Source organism: Shewanella algidipiscicola, from assembly GCF_003605125.1.
GTDB lineage: Bacteria > Pseudomonadota > Gammaproteobacteria > Enterobacterales > Shewanellaceae > Shewanella > Shewanella algidipiscicola.
Genome location: NZ_QPQT01000012.1, coordinates 15,578 through 27,088, shown reverse-complemented (window position 1 = coordinate 27,088; position 11,511 = coordinate 15,578). Strand labels below are relative to the sequence as shown.

14 protein-coding genes are annotated in these 11,511 nt (G+C 46.3%); 9 read left to right on the top strand and 5 right to left on the bottom strand.

Annotated features, from left to right (window positions below):
* The first annotated feature begins 29 nt into the window (after positions 1-29).
* Positions 30-1,016 (top strand): LysR family transcriptional regulator, encoded by a 987-nt coding sequence (locus tag DVO77_RS13735; protein ID WP_162924195.1) that lies wholly within the window; start codon positions 30-32, stop codon positions 1,014-1,016.
* Here DVO77_RS13735 and DVO77_RS13730 read toward each other — a convergent pair.
* On the bottom strand, positions 964-2,001 hold the full coding sequence (locus DVO77_RS13730) for a LysR family transcriptional regulator (RefSeq protein WP_119978730.1): 1,038 nt from the start codon (positions 1,999-2,001) through the stop codon (positions 964-966). The two genes, DVO77_RS13735 and DVO77_RS13730, sit on opposite strands and share 53 nt — an antisense overlap.
* Before the next feature lie 456 nt (positions 2,002-2,457).
* Here DVO77_RS13730 and DVO77_RS13725 point away from each other — a divergent pair, with 456 nt between their 5' ends.
* From DVO77_RS13725 to DVO77_RS13705, 5 genes are all read left to right on the top strand, one after another.
* Positions 2,458-2,958, top strand: coding sequence for a DUF2726 domain-containing protein (locus DVO77_RS13725; protein ID WP_119978729.1), 501 nt, complete (start codon positions 2,458-2,460; stop codon positions 2,956-2,958).
* A gap of 84 nt (positions 2,959-3,042) precedes the next feature.
* Positions 3,043-3,534 carry a cytochrome c3 family protein gene (locus DVO77_RS13720; protein ID WP_119978728.1) on the top strand — a complete coding sequence of 164 codons (492 nt, stop codon included), beginning with the start codon at positions 3,043-3,045 and terminating at the stop codon, positions 3,532-3,534.
* Entirely contained in the window at positions 3,521-4,198 is a 678-nt protein-coding gene (locus tag DVO77_RS13715) for a 4Fe-4S dicluster domain-containing protein (RefSeq protein WP_119978727.1), read from the top strand. Before DVO77_RS13720 ends, DVO77_RS13715 begins: the two co-directional genes overlap by 14 nt.
* A complete protein-coding gene (gene nrfD / locus DVO77_RS13710; protein ID WP_110458287.1) occupies positions 4,195-5,136 on the top strand; it encodes a cytochrome c nitrite reductase subunit NrfD in 942 nt (313 codons plus the stop codon). Before DVO77_RS13715 ends, nrfD begins: the two co-directional genes overlap by 4 nt.
* A gap of 15 nt (positions 5,137-5,151) precedes the next feature.
* The gene (locus DVO77_RS13705) at positions 5,152-5,445 is read left to right on the top strand and encodes a cytochrome c3 family protein (protein WP_110458286.1); all 294 of its coding nucleotides are present in this window, start codon (positions 5,152-5,154) and stop codon (positions 5,443-5,445) included.
* A gap of 66 nt (positions 5,446-5,511) precedes the next feature.
* Here DVO77_RS13705 and DVO77_RS13700 read toward each other — a convergent pair whose 3' ends face one another.
* Positions 5,512-5,943, bottom strand: coding sequence for an Lrp/AsnC family transcriptional regulator (locus DVO77_RS13700; protein ID WP_110458285.1), 432 nt, complete (start codon positions 5,941-5,943; stop codon positions 5,512-5,514).
* Between the two features lie 157 nt (positions 5,944-6,100).
* On the opposite strand from DVO77_RS13700, the gene yjeH reads away from it, so the two are divergent.
* The gene (yjeH, locus tag DVO77_RS13695) at positions 6,101-7,366 is read left to right on the top strand and encodes an L-methionine/branched-chain amino acid transporter (protein ID WP_119978726.1); all 1,266 of its coding nucleotides are present in this window, start codon (positions 6,101-6,103) and stop codon (positions 7,364-7,366) included.
* Between the two features lie 137 nt (positions 7,367-7,503).
* Here yjeH and DVO77_RS13690 read toward each other — a convergent pair whose 3' ends face one another.
* Together DVO77_RS13690 and DVO77_RS13685 are read right to left on the bottom strand one after the other, a co-directional pair.
* Positions 7,504-7,956, bottom strand: coding sequence for a tellurite resistance TerB family protein (locus DVO77_RS13690; RefSeq protein WP_119978725.1), 453 nt, complete (start codon positions 7,954-7,956; stop codon positions 7,504-7,506).
* Between the two features lie 97 nt (positions 7,957-8,053).
* A complete protein-coding gene (locus DVO77_RS13685) occupies positions 8,054-8,572 on the bottom strand; it encodes a DUF2780 domain-containing protein (protein WP_119978724.1) in 519 nt (172 codons plus the stop codon).
* A 163-nt stretch (positions 8,573-8,735) separates the two neighbouring features.
* Between DVO77_RS13685 and DVO77_RS13680 the strand changes: the two genes are divergently transcribed.
* Together DVO77_RS13680 and DVO77_RS13675 are read left to right on the top strand one after the other, a co-directional pair.
* On the top strand, positions 8,736-9,449 hold the full coding sequence (locus DVO77_RS13680; protein ID WP_110458281.1) for a hypothetical protein: 714 nt from the start codon (positions 8,736-8,738) through the stop codon (positions 9,447-9,449).
* A 59-nt stretch (positions 9,450-9,508) separates the two neighbouring features.
* A complete protein-coding gene (locus DVO77_RS13675) occupies positions 9,509-10,933 on the top strand; it encodes a tetratricopeptide repeat protein (protein ID WP_119978723.1) in 1,425 nt (474 codons plus the stop codon).
* A gap of 151 nt (positions 10,934-11,084) precedes the next feature.
* On the opposite strand, the gene DVO77_RS13670 is transcribed toward DVO77_RS13675, so the two are convergent.
* The gene (locus DVO77_RS13670; RefSeq protein ID WP_110458279.1) at positions 11,085-11,432 is read right to left on the bottom strand and encodes a hypothetical protein; all 348 of its coding nucleotides are present in this window, start codon (positions 11,430-11,432) and stop codon (positions 11,085-11,087) included.
* Positions 11,433-11,511 lie beyond the last annotated feature (79 nt).

Sequence of the window (11,511 nt, the reverse complement as noted above, 5' to 3'; positions counted from 1 at the left end):
ATACGGAAATGATGGCTAGGGTTAACATAGTGAATAAAAAGGAACTTTCTAAACTAGACTATTTTACGCTGAGGGTATTAATCGGTTTATTTGAATATCAAAATGGCTCTGTGGTCGCAGAGCAACTCAATACCACTCAACCTAAGGTGAGTCGTGCCTTGAGTTGTCTGCGCGAATGGGTAAAGGATGAACTATTTGTACGCCAACAATATGGTTTACAGCCTAATGCCATGGCCGAAAAGCTTTATCCCTTAGCTAAGGCGATAGTAGCAGCCTATGATGAGATGAGTATTGTCATACATCACAGGCAACCCCAACAGAGTGAATTGACTATCGCTGCGCAAGAGCATCAAGCTGGCTTATTAACCGAAGCGGTGCAAGAGGTGTGTCAGTTATTAGGGCGTAATGTCACGATTAATATGCAACAGTGGAGCGACAATACGCCTAGTCTTATCGCCCAAGGCAAAATTGATTATGGCGTGGGGATTAATGTGGATCTGCATCAATCGATTGAAAGTGTCGATTTAGGCGAGGTCAAATATCGCTATATTATTGCCAAAAAGCATCATCCTATTTTTAGTGAAACCTTGTCGCTTCCTATGTTATTTAGCCACCGCTTTGTGTTTATCAATTATTCATTGATTGGCGGTAAACGCCATTGGCTCGAGGATCTTGCACAAAAGTTAGGAGTTAATCTGGCGGTTAGCTTAAAAACATCGAGTCTTAATGTGGCACTGGATCATGTGGTTCATTGCGATGATATTTGTTGGATTGCCTCGGCGCTTGCGCCGCAGTTTGTTCGCCAGCGTCCTGAGCTTGCCATGATTGATGTGTCTGAATTTTTTAATCGTGAATGTCGTGATTCAAATCGGTTTGTGCCTTACCACTATTACCTGCAATTTCATCATGGCAACGATAAGTTATTCACTTCTCATCTGTTGGCCAATTTGCAAGATAAAGTGACTAAACTCCATCAGAACTGCCACCAACAGCTGCTGGAGACTGAGCAAGGCTAAGCTCGGCTATCGAAGGCAGTGCTTGGCTACTGGATTGATGGTAGCTGTCGATAATGCTGTTGATCATCCATTGTAGTGGTTGACCATTGTCGCAGCTGTTGTAAACCAGTGTCAGCATAGGTGGCGCTATCCGGCTATAAATTCGGTTGGTTTCAAATTGAGATAATTCGCATGAATGTAAGCCATCAATATTTTCAGTGATCTCTGATTTCTCGTTAAATGGTAACAGTGTTAACGCTTGGCTATTTCTGAGGTAATCGAACAAAAAGTTGATATTTTTGGCTTCAACGTCGCTGTGCAGTGTTAGTCCGGTAATATTGCAATATTCTTGAAAAGGCGAAACCGCATTTTTGATTCCACCGATATTTGGGTTGGCAAAAGGGTGCTTGGCAATCGTTTCCAAGGTGATCTCTTGATGGTAAATATCATGATGCTCGTTAGCGATAAGCAACAGTCTATTTAATGGCGATAAAGCTATGGTACAGATATTACTTACAGCATGGAGTTCAGTGTTATTTTTGCTGTAACACAAGCCGATATCTACTTTGCCTTTGCTAATCTCATCCAGTGTTTTTGGGGTCCAAGATTTCGATGAAACCGATATTTGCTTACCAGCATCTCTAATATTATTTAGGATCCCTTTAGATAAGTTACGGTATAGCGGTGTAGGAATGGCAATATTAAAATGTAAGTTATTGCATTCTACACTTTCATTTTTAAACGACTGTAAGGCTTTGGAGCACTCTACAATTTCTTTTGCGACAGGATAGATTTTGCTGGCGTATTCGTTTGGGATTAATCCATATCTTTTTCTAATAAAAAGCTCATTGCCAAATATTTCGCGTGCATGCTTTAAACTGCGACTTATTTTTGGGGCTGGTATGTTGAGCTTTTGAGATACAAAGGTCGCTGATTGATTTTCATATAGGTGTACAAAAATATTTAGACACAGTAGATCCAGGTCGCTGAATATTATATCTCTCATTTGATATACCCCTTAAACGTAAGTGTTCCTTCCAACATCATAAGGAAGTTTATTTGTCATTTGTCTAAATCTATTAACTATTTTTGCTAAATGATTGTTATGTCACTTAATGGGTTATGCATATTATGAAACTAAGTTATTCTTATATTTAATTTCTTGGTATTTTTAATTGTTTTTATTTATATCTTAGGTATTCATTAATCTTTTTATACTATTTCACATCAGTTTTATGCATGTTGCATTATCCGGTTATCTATATCTTATATTTAGCTTATATATTTTCTGATTTTCTTGTTTCTATATTTTAAAATAGGATTTTATGATGGTGATTGTAATTGCTTGAAATAAGTATTGTTAGTTTTTCTTGTGTGATCTAAATCAAGGTTTAGATTTTCTTGTTTATAAATAATGGCCATGCGTTAAAAAATAATAATTGTTAGAATGTTGGAGGTAATTATGAATGCTTCAGTAGTTTTTAGTTATGCCTTTATTTACTTTGTTTTATTTGTGGTTGTTCCATTTGTAATCGTGACATTTGCAATGACCTGTATTAAATTTTTTAAATCTGATGAGAAATCCGAGGGGAAAGTATTTAAGTTTAAAGGAAGTACCGTGAGTGCCAAGGCTCAAGTCTTTTTATCTAAATTGAGTAGCGCATTTAAAAGTAAATACAGTGTGCTTTATGGTACCTGTTTAGACAGTATTTTGGATATTGATAATAATAAGGATGAGCAGGCGCATGAATATTTAAGAGCCTGTCATTTAGATTATGTATTAGTGGATCCAGAATCGTCAGCGGTGAAGTTGGTTATTACCGATCCTGAGCATAACTCTCCTGAGAAAAATGCGTTTATTGAACACTCGCTAGCCCAAGTGGGCATTAAAGTGCTTCATCTAGATACCGATGTGCCTTGTGATGAAGCTCTCTTAACCCGCTCATTATCGATGGCGGCATAGTGTCTAGCGTGCTGGGGCGACGGCTTCAGCACCTATTTTTCAGTTGTTAATTCAATTATCACTCTCATCTCGTGAGGACTCATTATGTCCCTATTCAGCAAAATAGCGTTTTGCGCGGTGTCGATATCAGCTCTCTTGTTGCTGAATATTATGCCTGTGAAAGCCGAAGTGAATCGTTTGCAAATCAATCAAGATAAATGTGTTAAGTGCCATAAACGTAACGGTTTAATGGCAGGAGTGCACGGTAATGATGCGTTAGCGTTAACCTGCCAAAGTTGTCATGGCGAAAAGGGTAAGCATCCTCGCCAGCCATCATTGATCGTCGGTTTTAGTGCCGATTCGAACACAAAAGTGACCGCTCAGGTGGACAGTTGCTCGCAGTGCCATGAGCACGATGTTCTTTATCAAGCCGATTGGACCCATGCCGTGCATTCAAACAAGGTGGGATGTGCCAACTGCCATCAGTTGCACAGCGATTCGGATCCTATGATGACCTTGGCGACTGAGGAGCGCAGCGCCTTATGTGGCAAGTGTCATGGTATTACCCCTAAGGAGAGTGATGATGAAAAACTCTAGACGTTTGTTTTTGAAATCCGCTTGCGCCTTAGTGGTGGGGGCTTCTGGTTACACTGTGGCGCAGGGCCCGTTAGGGGAGGCGCAACAAACTACTAAAAAATATGCCCTGATCCATGACGAAACCAAATGCATCGGCTGCGATGCTTGCAGCGTGGCATGCCGCGAGGTTAACAATGTGCCCGAAGGGGTAACCCGGCTGCGCATTGAGCGTAAAGGCCCCTATGGTGAGTACCCGGAGCAATATTTTAGATTTACCCGCCACTCTTGCCAGCACTGTGAAGATACCCCTTGCGTTAAGGTTTGCCCCACAGGTGCCGCGTACAAAGATGAGGCGACGGGCATTGTCAGTGTCGATGCGTGGAAATGTGTTGGCTGCCAATACTGTATCGCAGCTTGCCCCTATCAAGTGCGTTTTATCAACCCAGTTACTAAGGCGGCCGACAAGTGTGATTTTTGTAAGGAGACGCGCTTAAAAGAGGGCAAGTTACCGGCTTGTGTCAGTGCCTGTCCAACCCAAGCGCTGACTTTTGGCGATCTGCAAGATCCCGATTCACAAGTAGTGCAGGTGCTAAAGCATACGCCCAACTATCGCACTAAGACCGAGCTTGGGACACGTCCTAAGTTATTTCGTATTGGCTCACAAGACGGCGAGGTAAGGTTATGAGTCCATTCCATTTTGACGGCCTTGTGTGGCATTGGCCGATTGCGATCTACCTGTTTTTAGCTGGAGTGTCTGCCGGCGCGGTGTTTTTTGCGATTTTGCTAAAACAGTTCCGCTTAGGCGATGATGCTTATCGATCTCCTTTCGTGCAAGCGGCATGTATTATCGCGCCATTGAGTGTGTTTGCCGGCTTGGGCATTTTGGTGATCGATCTTACCAAACCGTTTGATTTTTGGAAGATATTGGTGTTTTACAACCCTACCTCTGTGATGTCGGTTGGGGTGGCGGTGTTGATGTTTTACCAAGCGATGTTATTTGCCTGGTTAGCATGTGTGTTTAAAAAGCCGTTGCTCGCGTTTTGTGAGCAGCGCTGGCCACGTGTGCAACGCTTATTAAAGTGGCTGGTGAGTGCCGAAGCTAGTATTACTGGTATCTTGGCGATTTCGGCGGTGGCCTTGGGTGCCTATACCGGCTTCTTGCTGTCGGCGTTAACCACCTATCCCATGCTTAATAATCCGGTATTGCCCTTACTGTTTCTGTTCTCTGGCCTCTCCTCTGGTGCGGCAGGCACCCTGCTTGGTGGCGTGCTGATGAAGGGCAGTCCAGATGGCAAAGAAGTGCACTTTATCCACAATATTGAGATCCCGATTATTTTGGTGGAAATGGTGTTAATTTTTACCTTCTTTGTCGGATTGATATTGAGTGGTGGTGCCAGCAAGATAGCCGCCTTTAGGGCGATAGGTGAAGGCTTCTGGGGCTGGGTATTCTGGGGCGGTATTGTGTTTGTAGGCTTGAGTCTGCCGCTGGCCTTTAACCTCTTCATGAAAGCCTCGGCTAAGCGTAAGTTTTCTTATGTGGCGGTCACGGCCATGTGTAGTTTGACGGGCGTATTGTTGTTGCGCAACTTCATTCTTTACACCGGCCAGATGACGGTGGCTTAGCCGTCGGAGGTTGCGATGTACAAATTGGGATTAGGAGCGCTACTGCTGTGCCTCACTTTAATGGTGCAGGCGCAATCGGTGGTCGATACTCATATGCTCAATGGCGATTGTGAAACGTGCCATGAAAATGGCGAACCATCGATTAACAATGAGGTTGAAAACCGCGCTTGTATTGAGTGTCACGGCAGTGTCGATACCCTTGATGGCCCTTATCATCAGTCACATTCCTATTTGATGATGTGCAGTGATTGCCATAAGGTGCACGCCTCCACGCCAGTGACAGACAGTTGTATGCGCTGCCATCACTGATAAGGCTTGTCAGTCCCATTAGTCACACGCCACAGGGCTATTGGCTAGTGGGACGACTCGATATAGTTACTGGGCGCGGTTGTCTATCCATTCACTCATCACCACGTGAGTTTTAATTTTAATGATGTTGCTTTGGGCATCGATATGTTCGCGAATTTCATGTAAGCGTTTCATCGAACTGGCCTGCACATACACTAGCAGATCCATGTCGCCAGTGATCCCACGGCATGTGACTACTTCGGGTATCGACTGAAACACATGCACCACATCGGCACTCTTACGGCATTGATGCTGGATCTCAAAATAAGCCGATACCCCCTCTTTTTGCGACTCACTGAGTAAGACTTGATAACCGCGAATAATACCGCTTTGCTCCAGCTTTTTGATACGTTCAGATACGGCACTGCGCGACAGGCTGACTTTGTCGGCAATATGTGACACGCTCTGGCGTGCATCTTGGCGTAATGCGCTGATGATTGCTTTATCAAATTTATCCATCGAGTGTCTCTCATGCGGCGGCGACGATTTGTCGGTAAAAAGGTAAAATGACGTCAAAATGGCGGTCGCCATAGGAACATCGACGCAATGCTATGACAGTTTGTTGCGTCACACAAGTCTATACTAATGGGCATTAACCACCTTTACAGATAACAAGATGACTCATATTCAAGGCAGCATAGGGCGTTGGCAGGGAGCAGGTTTAATGGCCACCACTTTGCTGGGTACCGGGGTATTTATTTTACCGCAGATGACGATTGATACCGCGGGCACGGGCGCCATACTTGCGTGGATATTACTGACCTTAGCCATTATTCCGGTATCACTGGTCTTTGGCCGATTAGCCGGCATCTTTCCTCATGCGGCGGGGCCGGCTTACTTTATTGAAAAGGCCTTTGGCCGCACTGCAGGGCGCACCATAGGTTTGATTTTTTTGTTGGTGATCCCTTTAGGGGCACCGGCGGCGGTGTTAATGACATTTCAGTTTGTTAATGAGTTGGTGGCCCTGTCTGGCTGGCAGCAAGTGTTCACTGAGCTGGGGTTACTCTTGTTGCTTTTGGTCTTGAACCTTAGGGGGATCCAGGTCTCGGCTAAGTTGCAGTTTGCACTAACGCTGGCCATTGTGACCGTGGTGGTGGTGATGTTTGGCGCCGGTGGCAGCCACCTTGGCGAATTTGAGTTGGCGGCCCATCAAGCGGGCGGCGATATGAGCCTGGTGATGGCGGCCGCCGGTATCGCGTTTTGGAGTTTTTTGGGTATCGAAGCCATGACGCATCTCGCCAATGACTTTAAAGATCCTAAGCAAGATATGATGGCGGCGATGATTATCGGTACCGTCTTGGTTGGCTTGGTCTATGTGGCGTGTACGGCGTTGTTACTGTTTGCGCCGCCCACTGATGGCCTAGCTATGGTGGCAGCATTTGATCAATTACTGGGAGGCTATGGCGCACAAGTGATTGGTATACTAGGTATTGCCGGTGGGTTATCGACCGTTAATGTGTATACCGCCAGTGTGTCTAGGTTGATCTGGAGCTTTAGCTGTGAAGGGGTGTTACCACGTTATTTTATGCAGTTAAATAGCCACAGAGTGCCAGTGCGCGCACTGATAGCGGTATTGTTGACCATGGCGCTAGTGATTGTACTGACCTATCTTTCGGGGCAAGAGCTGGAACACCTGATTGCCTGGACCAACGGCGTATTTGTGATTATTTATCTGGTTTCTATGATGGCGGCGGTCAAACTGCTGAGTAAACGTTACCTGCCACTGGCTCTGATGGGGATATTGTTTTGTTTGCTGATGATGCAGGCGCTAGGCAATAACATGTGGTATGCCACAGGCTTAGTATTGTTGGTGGCGCCTTTATTGTGGTGGCAAAAAAGCCATCAGGCACGCAAGTTAGCCCTCAGCTTAAATAAGTCATAGTGCCATAAAAATACGCTTGTTAACGACGCAGGGCAGTCGAAACGCCACTATTTATGTTGACTCATTTACGTTGAGCCTAAGGCACCTATGCCAAGCAAAGGACAATGATTGCCCGCGCTGCCATTGGTGCCTGTGCGTTATGGCAGTTGGTTTATTGCCGCATTGCGCATCTGGATAAGCTCACTGTGTTTAAGATGTAGCAAGTCTGCAGTGCGGCGCACTATCTGATCTTCATAACGGCACAGGTGACCATCGGCATAGGCCAGCTTCCACATGGCTAAGATCAGCTGCTGCTTTTCCGCTAAGCTGAACTGCTGGTTAATCTCTGTGGTGAATTCATACAATGAGGTGGCATCTTTATGATTTGCCTGCGCCGTTGCAATCAGCTCATCAACCTCGCCTGGCGCTAACGACAGCGTGGTGGTGAGCAGGCTGGGTAACAGATGCAGCTCTTCATCACTCAGGGTTTCGTCGGCATAAACCACCTCCAGCAGTAAACTGACCGCTGCAAGGTTAAGATGCTTGGCTTTTTCTTGTGGTGATATCGCTTGGCGCTCAGAAGCGAGCAACTGTTTTAGCTTTGCTATCATCATGATTCTCTTTTACTGCCTCGATATCGGTTAGAACCCGATAATAGTGAAGAGTTCACCATAATAACAAAGCTAGGCTTGGGCGTGGAAGCTGTGACTACAGGATTGCACCGAGCCCTTGCAGCAGCAGATCGCTGGTACCTGCACCGGCATTGGTGTCTAAATAACTTTTAACAATATCCACCATCGGCATGGCCAGCTGTTTAGAAATGCCTAACTTTTCAAAGGCATCATAAACCTGTGCGCCACCCTGCAACGATGCTCCCAGATCGCCAGCCTGTGATAATAAGCCCGACATGCCCGAGCCGTTATCGGCTTGAGGCGCGGCGCCAAGTAACATATCCGCTCCCGGAATCGCCGCTGCAATCGGTGCAAAACTCTCGTCACCTAGAGTAGATTGTGCCAAGGAGAGTAGGCTGCCGAGTCCGCCTTCTGCTTGGTTTTGGTTGAGCCCGAGCTGTGACATGACAGTGCTAACCAGATCGTTATTTTGGGTCTGCGGCGCCGTTACTTGGGGTTCAGTCTTGTTACTTAAATTATCGAGCCAGCCCGCGTGAGCTGCGCCGTTGAAAGCGAGAGTACTGAGCAGTAGTGGAACCATCTTGAGTGACTTCATCACTTACCATCCTATGGTGAATCAATTTAATGTGGCGCTAATATTAGCTTAAGTCGGGCAAGATTTCGTCGTTATTTTTAGACATCTGCTGTGCATTAGATAGGAAATTTCGGTATCCTGTGCGACTTATTAGTTGGTTTATCATTATCTATTGGAACGACCTATGTCATTATCAGCGATTTTGACCGAAGCATATAACTTCTTTCGCAATCATATTAGTCAGTTAGCTATTTTAACCGTCCCCATTTTGTTTATTCAGGTGAGTATTCAATTATGGCTGGGAATGGAGATCAACAGTGCCGATTTAGAGAACCCTCAGTTTGGTGCATCTCATATGGTCGCTATGATGGTGTTGCTATTGGTCTTTTCGGTGTTGATTGCATCGTTAACCCTGTTTATGGAAGTGAGATCCAATGGCCATGAACCATCTAATGCCTTGATTTTAAAAACCAGTTTAAATTTTGTGCCTGGGTTATTGCTGGCGGGTGTGATGTCTGGGTTACTGATTTTAGCTCCAGTGATGTTGTTTGCCGCCTTTGGCCCCTTGTGGCTGATAGGCTTGACCCTGAGCATCTATGTGTTTGCTCGACTCGCCTATGTTAACTTCATGGTGGTGGTCGAGCGATTAACACCGCTCGAAGCGATTAAAGGCAGTTTCAAGTTTAGCTCTGCTATCGCCTTTAAAACGTTACTGGTATTAATGCTTTATATTCCATTATCTCTGCTGGGTGGCACCTTGTCGCAACTCGCCTCAGCTGTTGGCTTTCCGCTGATGCTGATTGTCGAGGTAAGCGTGGCGTTTTTTGGGTTATTTGTTAACGTTGCGCTGTTTCGCTTATACATGGTGTCGCGCCCTAGCATCGATGAGCAGGTGTAGCGAATGTTTATATAAGGGCCTAATAGGCCCTTTTTTGTAAGTTTTACGGAGTGTATGCCGTGCTGACCGATATCGAACTCGTGAGCGAATTTTCTCAAGTGCTTGGCGAAGATTATCGTATCGCCAAGAGTTACGTACGTGATGTGCCTACCCAAGCCTTGCTGCATATCCGCAGTTTTACTCATAAATTGACGGATCAGTTAGCCCAGTCGCAGCAGATTATTTTTGATAGCCCTAACCTTTACGATCATATTGAGACCCTGAATCGCCATCGAGTGATCAATGTGCGTATCACTCGAAGCCTGCATCGGCTGCGCGGTGATGGTAATCGAGGGGCTCATCCGGAAAAATACCATTTAACCGCCGAGGCGCTGCAAGAGTTGGCGCAGCGGGCAATTGAACGCTTACTCAGGTTAGTGGTTGAGCTGTTTCCCTTGATACACCAACGGCCAGCACCTGAGTATCAGTTTGAACCGTTCGATTCGATTGCCGGTCGCGACTTATGTTATCGGGCGATCATGGAAAACGACCATCAGGCTCAGTACTTGGTGGGGATGTCGTTAAAAACCCGTGCCCTGATGCAGCGTGAGCAAGAGCAAGCCCTAGAAGAGCAAGATGACGAGCCTAAGGCGCAGCACCTGCGCAGCGCAGACAGCTTTAAGCAAGCAGCCTATTGGTTTGCACAGGCAGCGCCTCATCATATTGACGCCTTATATGAATATGGGGTTAGCCTGTTGCACGGTTATAACGGCGAGCCAGATGTCAGCGCTGGTGAAACTGCGATCATCGGTGCAGCTAAAGCGGGTGTCGCCAATGCCATGGCCTTATTGGGGTATTTCTATTTGGTGGGAGGCGAGCATATTGAGGTCAGCCATAGTGATGCCTTGCACTATCTGCAGGCGGCTGCGGCATTAGAGCATTCTGAAGCGATGGCCAATCTTGGGGTGCTCTATTATCAGCAAGGCGACTATAGCCAAGCCTATCATTACATTTCGACAGCTGCTAACGCTGGGTTTCCCCATGCGCAGTATCATTTAGCCTTAATGTTAGCCCGAGGTGAGGGGTGTGAGCCCGACGCATTAGCCAGTCAGCATTGGATGGCCGAAGCGGCAGAGCAAGGCCAGCTCGACGCCATGTTGAATCGAGCCCAGCAGATGCTTAATAGCGACAATGCCCTCGGTGATGACTATAGCGTGGCCGAACGTTATCTGCGTCAAGTGGTTAAATATGGCCACAGTGTTCCGGCGATGATTGAACTGAGTATCGCCTTAGCCGATGGCATTTTGGGGCGTATTGATGTGGTCGGCTCGGCGGCACTGCTTAACATGGCGCGCGCCCGTGCAAATGAACAAGAGCTGGCGGTTATCGCACCGTTATGGCGCTCATTGGTGGCGCAAATCGACAATGTGCTGGCGGTCACTGATAATCAGGCCGAGGTCTCGGCGCTAGAGCGGGCTAAAGAGCTATTATCTGAGCCGATTTAACACGTTTAGGCTAATGGGCTGCTGGGGCATAAATTGGCTTGGATAGCTTGAGCTTAGAGGTGAGTTTGCAGGTAAGTTTTGGTGCTATTAAATACTGATTGAGTGCATCTATGCCATCTAGCTGAGGCCAATGGCCTCAGCTAGTACAGACTTACTCATTAGGATCATGGTCGAAGGTTCGGCCTTGGCGAGGGGCGCGCTTAGCGGAAAACGGCGCCTGTTGTTCAAAGTATTCCGCTTGGGTATGGCGGCGCTGAGCTTGATGAGGCATCTCATCTTGCGCTGGCGAATATTGGCGAAACTTAGCCAGTTGGCGCTTTAAAAATAAACGCCCAAAAACGCTTAACACAACCAAACTCACCGCCGCGGTTAAGATGATAAAGGGCAGCGCTAGCAAGACCAATGTCATCACAACTAAACCGATAGCAAATGCCAACCACCCTTTGGTGCCAGTGAACCTATGTTGCAAAGGATTTTGCTGAAATTGATGATAAATCATAGTTTCTCCTGAATTTGCTTAGGCTTGATTCTGCCTATTTAGGCGGCAGAGATCACGTTAAATTAGCTTAATCTTAGTG